Below are 16403 nucleotides of genomic sequence, written 5' to 3'. Positions count from 1 at the left end.
CCCGCAACGGACTTTTAGGATACCACATTCAGCCTTCCTTGTCAAGAGTTATTTTCGAAGTTTTTTGAAGAAAAAACTCGGAAGCTTAACTCCCCCAAGGCTTTCAGCCCTTTGTGTTTTCTGCCCGTCTCGCAGGTGCCTTATTAATATACCAAAACCAAGCCCCTGTGTCAACACTTTTTTTCATTTTCTTCGCATCTTTTTTCAAGGCTCTTTACCGGCGCAATATCTGCTCTTTACGTTTCCTTTTTCCCACAAGATGTGGCCTTGCCCGGCTCGTCCTTTTGCCGTCCCATGGTCAAAACAGCGACAGAGGGCAGCACAACGCCGAGGACAAGGTTCCCCAGAGGGGCCACCCCCTCGCTGAAAAACAGCACCATTTCCCGCCCGGGGATCAATCCCCCGGCCAGAAAGGCCAGTACGACGAGGGCCGTCCCGCCCTTTTCCCATTTGGGCAGGGCCGCCCGCCACAGGCTGCGGCACCCGTGCTCCAGGATGCCCAGCAGGATCAGATCAGCCAGGGCCAGAATGGCGGCCAGCACCGCCTCCCCCCGCTGGAAGGCCCCGGGCACGCCGACTCCCTTTAATAAATAGAGGAGGGGTTCGTCCATCTCCAGGGTCAGGGCGGGGCCGAAGGCCCCCACCACCGCCAGCAGGAGGGCGGACAGGGCCCCGCAGCTCCACACCGCCCAGGGCCAGGACCGGGGCCGGGCCCCGTCCCCCACGGGCAGGCAGAGCCCATACACGCCATATCCCGCCAGGGACAGCACCCCCAGCGCGCCGGCGGGCACCCACGCCAGCTCATCGGTCCAAAGGGGCAGCAGGTTCTCCCACCGCAGGGAGGGCACCGAAAGCAGCAGCACCGCCCCCAGGGTCACCCCGGTGGCCAGGAAAAAGAGCCGCCCCGTCCGGGCAAAGGCCCCCCGCCGCCGGCCCAGCCAGAGGGTCAGGCCCAGGGTCACCAGAAGGAAGAGCCACCGGCTTCCGTCCCCCCGCCCCGCGGAGAAGAGCCGGTCGGCATACCGCCGGGCGCTCACCGCCAGCAGAAAGAGCCCCCATGCCAGGTATACCCAGGAGAAGGCCCCGCCCAGGAAGGGGCCCCAGGCCCGCCGCAAACCCGCGCTCAGCCCCTCCCGGCCCAGCCGTCCCCAGGCCCGGCAGAGCCACACCCCCACCGGCAGGGCCAGAATGGGGGCCAGCCAGGCCCCCCGCCCGGCGGCGGCCACCGGCACGGCCATCAGGCCCACCGCCGCCGGGAACAGGGCGGTCACCGTCAATTCCAGCCGCTCCCGCTGGGAGACGCTCTTTTCACGCCCGCCGTCCATAGCTTCCCTCCACCTTTCCCGTCACTTCCACATCCAGCGCCCCGGCGCCGGCCTGTTCCCCCGTCCAGGGCGCCCACACCCGCTGCTGCCTGGTGAGGCCCCAGCAGTCCCAGCCCGGCGCCAGGGCCGCCCGGACGCACCGTGTTCCCCAGACCTCCAGCTCCTCCGCCGTGCCCTCACCCTGGCTCACCTGGGCCGTCAGGGCGCACCGCAGCCGCCCGCCCTTGGCCAGGCACCGGGCCCCGGTGAGTTCCAGGGCCCCCGAGGGCAGGGAAATCACCTCCCCGTCCCCCAGGCCGGCCAGCAGATCCGCTCCCATGGCGGCCTCTCCCTCCAGGAAGCCGGCCAGCCCCTCGGGTCCCGCCACCGCCCAGCCCGCGGGGGCCAGCCTGCCCTCCCCTCCGGGGGCCAGGGCGGGGATGAGGGCATATTCCCCCTCCGTCAGCCGGGACAGGGTCTCCCCCACCGTCCGTCCCCGCCGGTCCTCCCCGGGGGTCTCCTGGGCGGTCTCCGGGGCGGCGGCGGCCAGTCCGGCCCCCGCCTCTCCCCTTACTATATATAATAGTGTGTCCAGCCGCAGCTCCCCGTCGGCCAGCACGAACTCCAGCGTCTCCCCCAGCCCCGTCTCCGCCTGGGCCTCGCCCAGCAGGAGCCGCTCCGCCTGGCCCAGGTAGGGCCGGGTGGCCCGGCTCAGCTCCATGGCCCGGCAGGCGGCGGCTAGGCTTCCCCCCGCCCCGGTGAGCACTTCCGGCTCCTCCCCCTGGGAGGCCCGGACCCCGGTGACGGCTGTGACCGTCACCCCATGGCCCGCCTGGTCCACCGCCAGGGCGGTGATCAGGGCCAGCTCCTCCATCTCCTGCCCCCGGGGCAGGATGCCCGCCCCCCGGGCCGCCAGGATGACCGCCAGCACCGCGGCCCAAACCCGTCCCTTCATTTCTGCTTCCTCCGGTTCCCCGTATTCAGATAGGCCGGCCGCTGCTTGTCCTGGGGCAAGGGCTGGCGGAGCACCACGTCCCCCTCCACCTGCTCCCCGGCATTGGCGGCGAAGGGGGTCAGATAGGCCGCGCCGAAGCTCTCCAGCCCCGCCAGGTGGCCCACCAGCGCCGCCGTGCCCGCCATGACCCCAAAGAGCCCGGCCAGCCCGGCCAGCACCGCCAGCAGGAACCGCCAGATGCGCAGGGCCCCCGCCAAGTCCTGGCTGGGCATGGTGTACCCGGCGATACCCGCCACGGCCACCACGATGAGCACCGCCGGGGACACCATCTTGGCCTCCACCGCCGCCGAGCCCACCACCAGCCCGCCCAGGATGGACACGGTCTGCCCGATGGACTGGGGCAGCCGCAGCCCCGCCTCCTGTAAGACCTCGAAGGCCGCCAGCAGGAGCAAAATCTCAAATAATGTGGAAAAGGGCACGTCCCGCCGGGCCGCCATAATGGACAGGGCCAGCCGGGTGGGGATCATCTCCGGGTGGAAGTTCACCATGGCCACGTACACGGCGGGCAGGTACAGCGTCACCAGCAGGCACAGCCACCGCACCACCGTCAGCACCGAGGCCACCATCCAGTTCTCCGACCGGTCCTGGGGGGCGCGGAGGAAATCCCCGATGACCCCCGGCGCCAGATAGCCCAGGGGGATGCCCTCAATGAGGATGCCCACCTTTCCTTCGGCCAGGCCGTGGCAGAACCGGTCGGGCCGCTCGGTGTACTGGACCAGGGGGAAGGGGGTGTCCAGCTCGTCGATGATATATTCCTCCAGGTTGCCGGTGTCCAGCAGGGCGTCGATGTCGATGTCCTCCACCCGCCTCTTCAGCTCCTCCACCGTCCGGGGGCTGGCGATGCCGTCCAGCCACACCAGATCCACCGGGGTCAAGGACTGCCGTCCCACCACCTGCTCGGAGATCCGCAGCTCAGGGCACCGCAGGTGCCGCCGGGTGAGGGAGGTGTTGGTCCGCAGGTTCTCCACGAAGGAGTCCCGGGCCCCTTTGATGGAGACCTCGTTCTCCGGGTCCCCGATGCTCCGCTTCTCCTCGGTGCCCGTATTAAAGGAGAGGGCCCGTTCCCGGCCGGGGAAGAGGAGCAGGCAGTTGCCGGCGATGAGGTCTGCCGCCGCCTCGTCCAGGGTGGTCCGCTCGTCCACCGACAGGTTGTAGAGGGCCCCCGAGCGCATCTTCTCCCAGGCCACGCTCTCCCCCATCCGGCCCAACTCCTCATTTTGGGCCAGAGGCCGGAGGATGTAGTCGCTGACCCGCTCCATCTTCACCATCCCGGCGATAAAAATGAGGTCGGCCCGCATGGCCTCGTTGCCCCCCACCGTCACGCTGCGGCGGTTATAGTCCACGCAGTCGGCGAACACCTGGCCCAGCCGCTCCGCGGTCAGAGGCCCCTCCAGCCGGGGCTCCTTCCGGGGATGGGGCGGATCGGGCCGCTTGGCCCGTCCAAAAAAGCCCATGGTCCCAGCCTCCCTTTTCTCTTGATTCTTCCAGTGTCCCCCGTCCCCGCCGCTTTATGCGTCCACAAATTCCGCTTTTCTGGTTGCGCCGTGGCCTTAAGGCGGGTATAATAAAAGGAAATCGCAGGAAAAAGGGAGCCTTTGCTATGGATTTTCACGCCAACGAGGGAAAAAACGTCGTCATCGAGGTGGCCGGCAAGCGGTACGCCCGCCACGCCATCACCACCCATTTCGTCCAGGTGGGCGAGAGCTATCTGGACCTCTTCACCCAGTATGTCCTCCCCGTCTACCAGCCGGGGGACATTGTCTCCTCCAGCGAAAAGGTCATCGCCATGTGCCAGGGCCGGGTGGTCACCGAGGATGAGGTGAAGCCCGGCTTCTGGGCCAAGCTCCTCTCCCGCTTCGTCCACCAGACCGAGGCGGGCCCCGGCATGGGCCTGCCGGTGAAGATGCAGTTCGCCATCAACGTCTGCGGCCTGGGCCGGGTCCTCTGGGCCGCCGTCTGCGCCGCCTTCGACAAGCTGCGGGGCATCCACGGCACCTTTTACAAGATGCTGGGCACCGAGGTCTCCGGCCTGGACGGCTTCTACGGCCACGAGATCCCCGAGTACGAGCACATGGGCGTCCGGGTGCCCAGCGACCCCGACCAGGTCTGCGACGAGGTCTACGAGAAATTGGGCGTCGTCATGATGATCGTGGACGCCAACGACCTGAACGTGGAGCTGTTGGGCCGGGGAAAGGCCCTGGAGGGCTGGAGCGAGGACGATTTGCTGGGCCTCATTCGGGACAACCCCGCCGGGCAGGATCGGCAGTTGACGCCGTTTGTGCTGATCCGGGAAATCAAGGAGTGAATAAAAGCCGCCGCTTTCCAGCGGCGGCTTTTTGATGTCCTTTTTCCATGTAGGCCCGCCCTCCGGGTGGGAAAGGGGGATGCAGGGGCGCCCCTGCCGGGGGCCCAAGCCCGTTTCTTTTTTCGTGAAAAAAGAAACGGTCCTGGACGCCAAAGAAAAAAGCCAAACTAAATTTATGGCTGGCGACTCCTAACGACCGGCGCTCACGTCTTTCAACTCCGTCTCCTCCTAGCGCCGCTGCCGCTAGGTACTGCTGTACAGATAGTGTTTGCAACTCATTGGCGCACCTGAGTCCGGAAAGTTTGTCAAATAGGCTTCCCCTGGGGGAAGCTGTCGAGCGCAGCGAGACTGATGAGGGGAACTTGTCGTTTAGCAGGGCCTTTCGTGTTTTCCGCAGTTCCCCTCATCCGTCAGCCCTCCGGGCTGCCACCTTCCCCCAAGGGGAAGGCCAAGTTTACAGGGACGAGCGAATGACATCCGCCAACATGGGGGTTGGACAGAGGCAACCACGGGGCAGGCTTATATAACGCGAACCCCGGCGGCGCTACGGAGTACGCCGCCGGGGTTTCCTCACGCTCTTGCGGACAGTTTGGGGAGGTTTCCAAAGGAGGGGCGCCCGCAGGCGCCCCTCCTTTGGTCGTTTCAAGGGGTGGTCCCGGAGGGGGAAATTGAAATCCCCCTCCGGGTGCTTTTTTGGGGGGTCTGGGGGGCCATTCTTTCCAGAAAGAATGGCCCCCCAGGCTTTCCCCCACCTTTCTTAAAAGGTGCCCGCCCCCACCCCGGCGGGCCGCCGGTCAGCCGGGGTCTCCTTCTTCCTCCGCCCCCGGCCCACGGCCTTGACGATCTCACAGATCACCACCGGCGTCACCGCCAGCGCCAGCACCACCGTCCACTCATGGACATCCATTGTCACGGTCTGGAACACCGCCTGGAGCGGCGGCAGACACAGCACCGCCAGCTGCATGGCCAGCCCTACCAAAAACGCCTTGTTCATGGCCGGATTGGAAAAGACCCCCACGTGAAAAAGGGACTGATATTCGCTCCGGGCGTCGAAGGCGTGGAACAGCTGACAGAGGGTCAGGGTGGCGAAGGCCATGGTGTTGGCCAGGGCGCTGGCCTCCCCGGGGTCGGAGAGCACGTACTCCCCCAGCCAGTAGGCCCCCAGGGTCAGGAGCCCCACCATGCACCCCTCCCAGGCCAGCCGCAGGGAGAATTTCTTGTTGAAGAGGCTCTCGTGGGCGTCCCGGGGCCGCTGGTCCATGACCCCCTCCTCCACCGGCTCCACCCCCAGGGCCAGGGCGGGGAGGGCGTCGGTCACCAGATTGAGCCACAAAAGCTGCACCGGCACCAGGGGCATCTGGTGGAACCCCAGGACGGTGGCCAGGAAGATGGTCAAAATCTCCCCGATGTTGCAGGAGAGCAGGTAGTGAATGGCCTTCTTGATGTTGGCGTAGATGCCTCGCCCCTCCGCCACGGCGGAGACGATGGTGGCGAAATTGTCGTCGGTGAGGATCATGTCGGCGGCCTCCTTGGCCACGTCGGTGCCCGACTTGCCCATGGCGCAGCCGATGTGGGCGGCCTTGAGGGCGGGGGCGTCGTTCACCCCGTCCCCCGTCATGGCCACCACCTGGCCCTTTTTGCGCCAGGCGTTGACGATGCGGGTCTTATGCTCGGGGGACACCCGGGCGTAGACGGAAAACTGATCCACGTCCTCCTCCAGGGTCTCCTGGGGCATAAAATCCAGGTCGGCCCCCGTGATGGCCAGGTCACCGGGGCGGCAGATGCCCAGCTCCTTGGCGATGGCCACCGCCGTCAGCTTGTGGTCCCCGGTGATCATCACCGGGCGGATGCCGGCGGCCCAGCACTGCTCCACCGCCGCCTTGGCCTCGGGCCGGGGCGGGTCGATCATGCCGATGAGCCCCACGAAGGTGAGGTCTTTTTCCAGCGTCTCCGCCGTCAGCTTCCCCGGCAGCCGGTCCAGGTCCCGGTAGGCCACCCCCAGCACCCGGAGGGCGCCGGCGGCCATGCGGTCGTTTTGGTCCAGGGCCGCCCGGCGGCGGGCGGGGGTCAGCTCACATTTTGAAAGAAGCACGTCGGGGGCCCCCTTCACGCAGACCCGCCAGCCGCCGCCGGGCTTTGCGTGAACGGTGGACATGAGCTTGCGGCCCGAGTCGAAGGGCACCTCCCCCTGCCGGGGCCGCTCCCGCTCCAGCTCGTTTTTGTTGAGGCCCTCCTTGCGGGCGGCCTCCACCAGAGCCGCCTCGGTGGGCTCGCCGGTGACCGCCCCCCGCTCGTTCAAAACCGCGTCGCAGCATAAGGCACCCAGGGTCAGGGCCTCCCGCCGGTCGAAGCCGCCCAGGGTCCACACCTGGGTCACCGTCATCCGGTTCTGAGTCAGGGTCCCCGTCTTGTCCGAGCAGATGACCCCGGCGCAGCCCAGGGTCTCCACCGCGGGCAGCTTCTTGACGATGGCCCCCCGCTTGGCCATCCGCTGGACCCCCAGGGCCAGCACGATGGTGACGATGGCGGGCAGGCCCTCGGGGATGGCGGCCACCGCCAGGGACACGGCGGTCATGAACATATCCAGTATGCCCTTCCCCTGCAAAAGCCCCACCCCGAACATGACGGCGCACACGCACAGGCAGACAAAGGACAGGGTCTTGGAGATCTCCCCCATCTTCCGCTGGAGGGGGGTCTCGGTCTCCTCCTGGTCCAGCAGGAGGCCCGCCACCTTCCCCACCTCGCTGTCCATGCCGGTGGAGGTGACCACGCACACGCACCGCCCGGCGGTGATGACGGTGGAGCCCACCACCATGTTGTGCCGGTCGGCCAGGGGAGTGTCCGGGGGCAGACCCTCCCCAGGGGCCTTGTCCACCGGCACCGACTCCCCGGTCATGGCGCTCTCGTCGGCCTTGCAGGCGGAACCCTCCAAAATGCGGGCGTCGGCGGGCACCAGGTCTCCGGCCTCCAGGCGGATCAGATCCCCCGGCACCAGATCGCTGGCCGCCACCCGGACCTCCTTCCCGTCCCGGGTGGCCCGGGCCAGGGGGGCAGACATCTTTTTCAATGCCTCCAGCGCCCGCTCGGCGTTGTTCTCCTGGGAGATGGAGATGATGGCGTTCACCACCACGATGAGGAGAATAATGGCCGCGTCCAGCCAGTCCTCCCCCCCGCTGGAGAGGAAGGACAGCACCGCCGCCGCCAGCAGCACCAAAATCATGGGGTCCTTCAGCTGCCCCAGCAGCCGGGCCGCCATGCTCTCCTTGGGTTTCCCCGCCAGTTCATTTGGGCCGTATGTACGCTTCCGCCGCTCCGCCTCCGCCGCCGTCAGCCCCCGCCGCCGGTCGGTCTCCAGGTCCCTCAGGGTCTCCCCCACGCTTTTGCTGTGCCAGGCGCTCATCGCTCTCGTCCTTCCTTTTCCACATTCTGGTAAGGATAGGATAAGCGTCCTGCTTGTCCGATTACAAGGGAATCTTGGCGGCTCGGGCCAGGGCCTTGAGGAAAACCTCGTTGTTGGGCGGCCGGTCCGCCCCGGTCAGGCCGGTGACCCGGCGGTAGGTCTCGGAATCCACCGCCCGGGCCGCCTTCACAAAGCTGCGGATATTTTTCTCCACGCAGTCATAGGTGGTGTCGTTGCTGATGGCCACCTCCAGGTAGATCTCCTTGAGCAGCTCATACCGGCGCCCCGCCATCAGCCCGGCGCATTGGGCGGCAAAGTCCCGGCCCTTGAGGGGTTTGCGCGTCCGGCCGGGGTCGTCCATCTCCTCCAGCAGCTCCCCGCAGCGGCGGCGGACCCCGCCCGCCAGAAAGCGGATATCGGCCACCACCTCGCTGTGGGCCACGGGCTTGACCAGAAAGAAGTCCGCCCCCGCCGCCAGGGCCGCGGAGCTCACGTCCTCATCGGCGCAGCGGGTGATGACCATCACCTTGGCCTCTCCCCCCTTCGCCCGGTACCGGCGCAGCAGCTCCATCCCGCTGACGCCGGGCAGGACCAGATCCAGCAGAATGACGTCCGGCTCCCGGGCCCAGGCCAGCTCCAATCCCGTGAGCCCGTCCCCCGCCAGGCCGCAGGCCTCCATGCCGGCGGTGTTCTCCAGAAGGTCCGCCAGCATCCCCCGCTGGGCCGGATCATCCTCCACCACCAGTACCCGGATCACCCCGCTCATATCACTCGTCTTCCGGGGCCAGGGTATCCAGGATCCCCCGCAGGAGGATGATATTCCGGGCCAGAATGTCCCGCTCGATGGGGTTGAGCCTGCCCATATACTCGGCGGCCACCCCAGCCGGGCCCACCGCCTTGTCGTGGCCGTAGAGGATATAGTCGCTGGACACATCCAACGCCTTTACCAGCTTGGAAAATTTCCATGTGGTCATGCTCTGCTCTCCCTTCTCCACCTTGGAGAGAAATTGGGTGGACGTATCCGCGGCCTCGGCCAGCTTTTCCATGGTCAACCCCTTGGCTTTGCGGGCGGCCCGGATCCGTTCCCCGATCGCCTTGATCTCCGGATCGATCTCTTTCTTGGCATTATTCTCGTCTTTCATTGACTATACCCCACCTTATAATAAGAATGATAGGTATAGCTTGCCACAACTGCGGCCTTATCAAAATCAATTATAATTTCTATATTATACCACTATTATTTCAATTCTTTCATTTTGTCGATGTCGGTCGACAAGTTCTCCCCCATTTCTCCCTATAATCCGACAAACTCCGCGCAAAACAAAGGCCGGGGAGACGTCCTGCGGCGTCTCCCCGGCGGGGTGTTTTTGGATGGTTCAGCCGCCCGCGGAGGCGGTTTCCGCGGGGCTGGCCGCCGGCTGGCTTTCGGCGGGGCTCTCCACGGGGGCCTCACTGGCCGCGGGGCTGGCGCTGGCCCGGGCCGCCTCCCTGGCGTCCAGGACGCTCTGAAGCCGGTCGTAGAAGGCTTTGGGGTCCAGCTCGTCATAGGCCTTGGTGGTCTTTACCTGGGCCTCGTCCAGCCACTTCTGGGTCAGCTGGTTGAACTTATAGTCGGCGTTGCACTCCTGCTTGGCCTGCTCCTGGTCCACGGCGATCCGCAGGATGATGTGATAGCCGTAATCGGTCTCGATGGGCTCGCTGACCTCCCCCACCGCCAGGGCCTTGGCCCCCTCCTCGAACTCGGGGACCATCTGTCCGGCGTAGATGTAGGTGTAGCCCTGGGGATAGTAGAGGGCCCCGTCCTCTCCCCGGCCGTCCTCACTGTACTCGTTCATCAGCTCGTCGAACTTGGCCTCGCTGTCCCCGGCCTCCTTGAGCTGCCGGCGCAGATCTTCGGCCTTTTCCATGGCCTGGGCCTTCTCCTCGTCGGTGAAGTCCTCATAGGACTGCCCGTCGGCGCTGATGTGCCGGGTGGAGATGAGGATATGCTTGGCGGCGTAGATGCCCTGCTGATCCAGATAGTCGCTGATGTCGGCGTCGGAGACGGTCAGCTCTCCCGCCTGCTCCAGCTTTTCCCGCAGGCCCTGGTTGAGGTAATAGACCTGGTTGAGCTGGGTGAAGCCCTCCCGGGAAATGCACCGGGCGTCCAGCCAAGCCTGGAGCTGGTCCTCGCCCCCCAGCTGCTCGGCCACGGCGGCCAGCTCGTCCTCGATCTGCTTGTGCTGTTCCTCGGTGAGGACCACCCCCTGCTCCCCGGCCTTGGTCTCGATGACCCGGTAGAGCTTGGCGGTCTCCAGGGCGTCGGCCTTCAGCGTGTCCCCCGTGGGGGTGCCGTCGGCACTCAGGCTCTCCTCCCAGGCGGTGTCGTCCCTGAGCTTCCCGTAATACTTCTGCTGGGAGATGGCGTTCAAAAGCCAGAACAGGTATTCCTCGGTGTCCACGCTCTGGCCGTCCACCTGGACGATCTCGCTGTCCCGCTTCAGGTCGGCGGTCTGATAGGCCACGTCGTCGGGATCGGCCGTCACCCCGCAGCCCGCCAGCAGGGTCAGCGCCAGCGTCCCGGCGATCAGCTGTAACTTTTTCATGGTTCTCCTCCTTGGTGCGTTTCGTGTCACGTGTGCCATTGTACCACCAATTTCCTGTCGAGACAATGAAAACCGGCGGCCCTTTTTGAAATGTTTACAAATTTCAGAAAAGCGGGCCCCGCGGAAAAAGGGCGGCGGCACGGCATCCGCCGTACCGCCGCCCTTCCGTTCAGATCAAAAGGCTCAGCACTTCTCGAAGATGGTGGCCACGCCCTGGCCGCCGCCGATGCACAGGGTGGCGAGGCCCTTCTTGGCCTCGGGCCGCTTCTGCATCTCGTGCAGGAGGGTGACGATGATCCGCGCGCCGGAGGCGCCCACCGGGTGGCCGATGGAAATGGCGCCGCCGTTGACGTTCACCTTGTCCATGTCGAAGCCCAGCTCCCGGGCCACGGCGATGGACTGGGCGGCAAAGGCCTCGTTGGCCTCCACCAGGTCGATGTCCTCGATGGTCACGCCGGCCTTCTTCATGGCCTCACGGGAGGCGGGCACGGGGCCCACGCCCATGATCTTGGGGTCCACGCCGCCGTGGCCCCAGCTCACCAGCTTGGCCATGGGCTTCAGGCCGTACTTCTCCACCGCCTCGCCGGAGGCCAGGAGGATGGCGGCGGCGCCGTCGTTGATGCCGGAGGCGTTGCCCGCGGTGACCCGCTGGACGTGCTTGTGGGCGTCGGCCTCGTGGATCTCCTTGGGCTCAAAGGTGTGGACCACCTCGTTCTCCACGCCGTCGGGGCCCACGGGGAAGGCGCCGCGCAGCTTGGCCAGGCTCTCCACGGTGGTGCCGGCCCGGGGGAACTCGTCCACCTTGAACTCCACCATCTCCTTCTTCTGCTTGACCATGACGGGGACGATCTCGTCGGCGAACTTGCCCGCCTTCTGGGCGGCCTCGGCCTTCTGCTGGGAAGAGGCGCCGAAGGCGTCCAGCTCCTCCCGGGTGATGCCCCACACGTCGCAGATGTTCTCGGCGGTGGTGCCCATGTGGTAGTTGTTGTAGGCGTCCCACAGGCCGTCCTTGATCATGGTGTCCACCATCTTGGTGTCGCCCATGCGGGCGCCGTAGCGGCCGGTGGGGATGGCGTAGGGGGCGGCGGACATGTTCTCGGTGCCGCCGGCCACGATTACGTCGGCGTCGCCGCACATGATGGCCCGGGCGGCTTCAATGACGCTCTTCATGCCGGAGCCGCAGACCATGCCAACGGTGTAGGCGGGGACGGAGTAGGGCAGGCCGGCCTTCACGCCCACCTGGCGGGCGGGGTTCTGGCCCAGGGCGGCGGTGAGGATGCAGCCGAACATCAGCTCGTCCACCTGCTCGGGCTTCACGTTGCCCCGCTTCAGGACTTCCTTGACCACGGCGGCGCCCAGGTCGGCGGCGGGGACGTCCTTCAGGCTTCCGCCGAAAGAACCAACGGCGGTCCGGCAGCAGTTCACGACATAGACTTCCTTCATATGTATGACCCTCCAAAAATAAATGTTTGTGGCCCGAAAGCCCGGTTTCTTCTCCGATAGCCCTTATTATAAACGCCCGGTCTGAAAAATGCAATACAAAGTTTGTGAAAAGTTTAACGTTTTTTGATCAGGGAAAAGAGAGCGCCTCCGGCCAGGGCCGGAGGCGCTCTTCTCATGGCAGTTTTTTCAGGGGTTCAGCCTTTTCAGGCCTCCCCGTCCTCCCGCTTGCGCAGCAGCCACAGTCCCGCCGCCGCCAGGGAGACGCTGACCGCCAGCAGGCCCAGAGTAATGGTGGGGTCCGCCGGCTGGGCCGTGGTGCCGGTCTGGGGCAGATTGCCCAGAGGCGTGCCCTCGTCCAGGATCACGGTCCCGGTGTCCTCGTCCGGCGTGTCCGCCAGGGGGACCGAAGGCTCTTCGATGATCGTCTCCTCCTGGGGCAGGTCGGTCAGGGGGACCTCCTCGTCGGGAATGATCACCTCTCCGTTCCCGGCGGGGGGCGTCACCTCAGGAGGCGGAGTTTCGGAAGGCTGTCTGGTGTTGGTCGTGTCCCGATCGTTGTTCCGGTCGTCATCCCGGTTATCGTCCCTGCCGGGGTCCCCGCTGGTGATAACGGTGTAGGCGTTGGTGACCACCATCGACCACTCTTTCCCGCCGCCCACGGTCACCTGGTTGGTGTTGGTGTGGGTGGGGCCGGTTTCCACGTATTCCTCCAGCTGATAGCTGACCGCGGGGCCGTTATAGCCGCCCACGGAGGAGCCGCTGGTCTCTTGAATGGTGTAGGTCCCCGCCTCCACCCGCGCCTGGAAGAGGAAATTCGCCCGGTAGCTGCCGTCATCCTCCCGGGTAAAGTCCCCGGCGGTGAGGGTCACGGTGTCCAGCTCGGTGTCCCCGTTCTTCAGGGCCAGGGTCACGGAGTAGCCCTGGGGCAGGCTGGAGAGGCCGGTGACGACCTTCTCGCCGCCCACCGAATAGGTGTCGACTCCCCGGAGGTACTTCAGCGTGACGGTGAGGGTCCCCTCGGCGGGCACCGTCAGATTATCCGGGGTATGCCCGGTGTAGGTGTAGTCGTCGTGTCCATCATAGGTGGTGACCTTCTCCAGGTCGGCCGCCTTGACCTTTTGCCCCACGATGATCTTGGCTTCGGCCAGGGTGTCCACGGTCACCGGATCGCTGGCGCCCACCTTGACGGGCGCGCCGCCGTTCTCCGCCTGCCAATACTCATGGACCACCTGAATGCTGGTCTCCTTGGGCAGGACCGGGACGGGTTTTTCGTCTTCTTTCAGCCGGTAGAGGACCCCGTCCACGTGGTAGGGGCAGTTGTCCTTGCCGTACTTGACCACGTACCACATCACGCCCACCGTCCCGTTATCCAGCTCTTCGTCTGTGACGTCGAAGTAGGTTTGGATAGTTTTGCGGAGGGCCTTGTCGCCGGGCAGGGTCCGAATCGCGTCGTTGACGGGACCCAGCAGACCTGCCAGCGTGGACAGATCGTCCTTCTCAATGCCCTGGGTGATATACCCTTCGGCCCCCGGTACGGAGACGTTCTTCTCGTACACGCTCCCCTTCATGAGCCCATGGGGGGTGTAGTAGACTTGGTTATATCGGGTGGTGCCGTCCTCTTTCTGGATGGTGCTGTCCAGCCGCAGGAAGAACTGGGCGGAATAGCTCTCTTTGGGGGCCCAAATCGCATGGAGATCCGTATCCCCGTCTATCCTTAGGTCATAACTAACGAAAGCGAGGAGGTCGGGGACCTCGGCCTCCGCTTCGTAGGCCCAGCCCAGGAAGGTGTAGCCGGCCCGGGTCATCCCCTCCTCGTTCCGCACGCGGACGCTTTCTCCCTTCGGCACGATCTTCGTCTCAACGGGGTCGGTGTGGACGCCGTCGTTCCAGAGATACCGCAGGGTGACGTTCTCCACCGGCTGCGTCTGTTCCGTCACTTTGGTGGTGACCGCGGCAGTCTTTTTGGTGCCCGCCAGCATCACGGTGTTCGTGTACTCCCCCGCCGCCTGGGCGGTGACATTAAAGGTCAGCTCAGTCCAGGTCAGCTCCGAAAGGGGCTTTTCATTCTGGGCCGCCAAGGTGCCTACGGTCCAGGTCAGGGTCCGGTCGCCCGTGTCGTACGCCGCGCTCCCCTGTCCGGCGGACAGGGTGTTTTCCGCCAGCGTCAGCCCTGCGGGGATAACGTCATGGAGGACCACGCCATCGGCCGCCGCCGTGCCGTCGTTGCACACCCGGAGCGTATAGGTGAAGGGCTCCCCCACCTTCGCGTTTTGGGGTGCGGCTATGCCGATGAGCACGTTGGGAACGCCGGGCTCGGTCCCCTGCTCCAGCACCGCGTAGAGGTCCAGATTCTCCCCCATCACAGTGTACTTGTCTCCCGCGTGGTAGCGCACATCGCCGTTGCGCATGGTGCTCCAGCCCATCAGGGCCATCCCGCCGCCGGGGGTATAGTCGGCGATGGTCAGCACGGTGTTCCAGGTGCCCTTCTGGCCCAGATCGGTCAGTACCTTGTCGCCGTCATGATAGGTGACGGTGTACTCCGTATCGTCCTTTTCCGCCGTGATCCGGAAGCCCCGGATGCCCTCGCCCTTATTCCAGCCGCTCTTGAATTCATGGTAATAGAACTGGTGGGAATAACCCTGGCTCAGAGCTACCGCCTCCACACCGGAGGTGGCGCCGTTGAGAGCGTGGATTTCCCCCTTCTGGTTGCCGGAGATATCGGAAAAGGTCCCGGCCACCGGATAATATCCCTGGCTGGCTTTTACAAAGAAGGTGACACCCGTGTCCTTGTCAAACTTTACGATGGAACTGCTCAGCTCGGGGTTTGCCCGAAGGGTCCGATCGTAGACCTTCTGGTTGTCAAAGCAGTATAGCTTATCGGTGGTCATCTCTGCCACCGTCTTACCATCCACGCTGTACGCGTACTCCACGCCGGTGGAGCCCAGGTCCACAAAGGAATAAGGCCAGTCACTTACAAGATGAACGTCACTCGCAGAAGTTACTTTCCGTTCCTTTTCTATAATCCCATAGCTGGCATACAGCTCCGTACGCCCGTTCTTCTCTTTCAGCGTAAAATAACTGATGTCATACCACAGGAGGCCTTGCTTTCCCTGCATATAGCTGAACAGGAACATCCAACCATCGTATTCGACCGGAGCAACGGATAGCCCCTGATCCACCAGGTCTTGGATCGTGATATGCTCTCCGGCCTTTGCCTGAAACGTAATGTCGATCTTGCCTCCGCCCAGATCCTGATTAATCCCGGACGAACTCTCCCAGTACAGCTTCAGTCCGGACAGGGTGTAGCTCAGCGTCTTCTCGTTGGTCACAAGCTCGTTGCTCACGAAGGAAAGGCCCGCCTCCGGCGTATCCACGTTGGTTTCCGGCTCCGGCGTCTCCACGCCGGTCCAGGCGGCGAACAGCTGGGCGTCACCGGTCAGCTCCATGGGGTCGGCCCAGTCGCCGTCGGCGTCCCGCCAGCCGTCGAAGGTCATGCCTTCGGGGGCCTCAAAGTCGGGGATCTCCTCGGAAAACTCCGGGGCCTCCGGCACCAGCCGGGCGTCCGCGGAGTGTCCGCTCTCCCCGTCGGTAAAGGTCACGGTGTAATAGGGGTAGGGAGTGCACTCCCAGGTCCCCTCACTGCTCTGGGTCTCAAAGCAGTCCGCCCCGTGCTCATGGGTGTTGTCCGCCCCGTCGCACAGGTATTCCCCCGTCTCCTCGTCCACCTCACAGCTGTCGTCGTGAATGTGGACGTTGGGGGCCTCATCGCACACCTGGACCTCTTCGTCCTCTCCCTCGGTGTACGAACAGTCGTAGTAAAAGCCGTCGTCGTTGAACGCGTTGTGTTCATGGTCCCTCTCCGGGGCGGCGAACGCCGCCGACGGCAGAGTGCCGAGGGTCATAATAAGCGCCAGCGCCGTGGCCGCCGCGCGTCTTCCCTTTTTTGCCAGCATGATTTCTCCTCCTTTGATCAATGAAAGGGTGTTATCATGTGGCAGCCGGACTGGCTTGACGGTGGGTCCGTGTTAGCCTCCAAAGCTTTGCGTCCCGGCTTTTCAGCCGGTTTGCCCTTTTCACCTTGCGTGGATGATTTACGCCTCCTTTTCCACCTCCCCCTCCTGGGGCAGGGCGCTGTCGATGAGCTTGATCAGCTCCAGCGCGCTGCGAAAGGCCTCGGAACGCCGCCCGTCCATCCAGTCGATGGTCCCCTGCCAAGTGGCGTTCTGCGTATTCAGGATCTTCACCACGAAGGTCGCCCGGCCACTGCCAGCCTGTGCCATACCTCCGCCTCCTTTCTGTGTTTGTACTGCCAGTGTAATCTGCGCCGGATACATTTCGGTTACATTATAAA

At 64.8% G+C, this 16403-nt stretch carries 11 protein-coding genes and 1 riboswitch; of the genes, 1 reads left to right on the top strand and 10 read right to left on the bottom strand.

Features of this window, described 5'->3' with window-relative positions:
* Window positions 1-236: 236 nt before the first annotated feature.
* The 3 genes from AAEU42_RS11875 to AAEU42_RS11865 are packed head-to-tail and all read right to left on the bottom strand — an operon-like array spanning window position 237 to window position 3773.
* Window positions 237-1325, bottom strand: coding sequence for a hypothetical protein (locus tag AAEU42_RS11875; RefSeq protein ID WP_342233772.1), 1089 nt, complete (start codon window positions 1323-1325; stop codon window positions 237-239).
* The gene (locus tag AAEU42_RS11870; RefSeq protein ID WP_342233771.1) at window positions 1309-2259 is read right to left on the bottom strand and encodes a Ger(x)C family spore germination protein; all 951 of its coding nucleotides are present in this window, start codon (window positions 2257-2259) and stop codon (window positions 1309-1311) included. The genes AAEU42_RS11875 and AAEU42_RS11870 overlap by 17 nt, the downstream gene beginning before the upstream one ends.
* A complete protein-coding gene (locus AAEU42_RS11865; RefSeq protein WP_342233770.1) occupies window positions 2256-3773 on the bottom strand; it encodes a spore germination protein in 1518 nt (505 codons plus the stop codon). The genes AAEU42_RS11870 and AAEU42_RS11865 overlap by 4 nt, the downstream gene beginning before the upstream one ends.
* 146 nt (window positions 3774-3919) lie before the next feature.
* On the opposite strand from AAEU42_RS11865, the gene AAEU42_RS11860 reads away from it, so the two are divergent.
* A complete protein-coding gene (locus AAEU42_RS11860; RefSeq protein ID WP_342233769.1) occupies window positions 3920-4624 on the top strand; it encodes a F420-0--gamma-glutamyl ligase in 705 nt (234 codons plus the stop codon).
* 757 nt (window positions 4625-5381) lie between these two features.
* Here AAEU42_RS11860 and AAEU42_RS11855 read toward each other — a convergent pair.
* The 7 genes from AAEU42_RS11855 to AAEU42_RS11825 all read right to left on the bottom strand — a co-directional run bounded on the left by AAEU42_RS11855 (window position 5382) and on the right by AAEU42_RS11825 (window position 16332).
* A complete protein-coding gene (locus tag AAEU42_RS11855) occupies window positions 5382-8024 on the bottom strand; it encodes a calcium-translocating P-type ATPase, PMCA-type (RefSeq protein WP_342233768.1) in 2643 nt (880 codons plus the stop codon).
* Between the two features lie 61 nt (window positions 8025-8085).
* Window positions 8086-8790 carry a response regulator gene (locus AAEU42_RS11850; RefSeq protein WP_342233767.1) on the bottom strand — a complete coding sequence of 235 codons (705 nt, stop codon included), beginning with the start codon at window positions 8788-8790 and terminating at the stop codon, window positions 8086-8088.
* A 1-nt stretch (window position 8791) separates the two neighbouring features.
* Window positions 8792-9166 carry a helix-turn-helix domain-containing protein gene (locus tag AAEU42_RS11845; RefSeq protein ID WP_342233766.1) on the bottom strand — a complete coding sequence of 125 codons (375 nt, stop codon included), beginning with the start codon at window positions 9164-9166 and terminating at the stop codon, window positions 8792-8794.
* 234 nt (window positions 9167-9400) lie between these two features.
* Complete coding sequence (locus tag AAEU42_RS11840; protein ID WP_342233765.1) at window positions 9401-10609, bottom strand: peptidylprolyl isomerase; 1209 nt, start codon at window positions 10607-10609, stop codon at window positions 9401-9403.
* Window positions 10610-10792: 183 nt separating this feature from the next.
* Window positions 10793-12052 (bottom strand): acetyl-CoA C-acetyltransferase, encoded by a 1260-nt coding sequence (locus tag AAEU42_RS11835; RefSeq protein ID WP_342233764.1) that lies wholly within the window; start codon window positions 12050-12052, stop codon window positions 10793-10795.
* A gap of 203 nt (window positions 12053-12255) precedes the next feature.
* The gene (locus AAEU42_RS11830; protein WP_342233763.1) at window positions 12256-16005 is read right to left on the bottom strand and encodes a DUF11 domain-containing protein; all 3750 of its coding nucleotides are present in this window, start codon (window positions 16003-16005) and stop codon (window positions 12256-12258) included.
* Between the two features lie 37 nt (window positions 16006-16042).
* Window positions 16043-16131, bottom strand: a riboswitch (cyclic di-GMP riboswitch).
* Window positions 16132-16143: 12 nt separating this feature from the next.
* Window positions 16144-16332: a hypothetical protein gene (locus tag AAEU42_RS11825; RefSeq protein WP_342233762.1), complete on the bottom strand. Its 189-nt coding sequence runs from the start codon at window positions 16330-16332 to the stop codon at window positions 16144-16146.
* Window positions 16333-16403: the final 71 nt, after the last annotated feature.

Source organism: Pseudoflavonifractor phocaeensis (genome assembly GCF_038439875.1).
Classification (GTDB): domain Bacteria; phylum Bacillota; class Clostridia; order Oscillospirales; family Oscillospiraceae; genus Vermiculatibacterium.
Note: the sequence above shows the minus strand (reverse complement) of the source record. Positions and strands in the feature narration are given on the sequence as shown.

Excerpts from the sequence above, each read along its gene's own strand:
- AAEU42_RS11845 (WP_342233766.1), bottom strand. The coding sequence starts at position 9,166 with ATGAAAGACGAGAATAATGCCAAGAAAGAGATCGATCCGGAGATCAAG.
- AAEU42_RS11860 (WP_342233769.1), top strand. The coding sequence starts at position 3,920 with ATGGATTTTCACGCCAACGAGGGAAAAAACGTCGTCATCGAGGTGGCC.
- AAEU42_RS11825 (WP_342233762.1), bottom strand. The coding sequence starts at position 16,332 with ATGGCACAGGCTGGCAGTGGCCGGGCGACCTTCGTGGTGAAGATCCTG.
- AAEU42_RS11835 (WP_342233764.1), bottom strand. The coding sequence starts at position 12,052 with ATGAAGGAAGTCTATGTCGTGAACTGCTGCCGGACCGCCGTTGGTTCT.
- AAEU42_RS11865 (WP_342233770.1), bottom strand. The coding sequence starts at position 3,773 with ATGGGCTTTTTTGGACGGGCCAAGCGGCCCGATCCGCCCCATCCCCGG.
- AAEU42_RS11870 (WP_342233771.1), bottom strand. The coding sequence starts at position 2,259 with ATGAAGGGACGGGTTTGGGCCGCGGTGCTGGCGGTCATCCTGGCGGCC.
- AAEU42_RS11855 (WP_342233768.1), bottom strand. The coding sequence starts at position 8,024 with ATGAGCGCCTGGCACAGCAAAAGCGTGGGGGAGACCCTGAGGGACCTG.
- AAEU42_RS11830 (WP_342233763.1), bottom strand. The coding sequence starts at position 16,005 with ATGCTGGCAAAAAAGGGAAGACGCGCGGCGGCCACGGCGCTGGCGCTT.
- AAEU42_RS11840 (WP_342233765.1), bottom strand. The coding sequence starts at position 10,609 with ATGAAAAAGTTACAGCTGATCGCCGGGACGCTGGCGCTGACCCTGCTG.
- AAEU42_RS11850 (WP_342233767.1), bottom strand. The coding sequence starts at position 8,790 with ATGAGCGGGGTGATCCGGGTACTGGTGGTGGAGGATGATCCGGCCCAG.
- AAEU42_RS11875 (WP_342233772.1), bottom strand. The coding sequence starts at position 1,325 with ATGGACGGCGGGCGTGAAAAGAGCGTCTCCCAGCGGGAGCGGCTGGAA.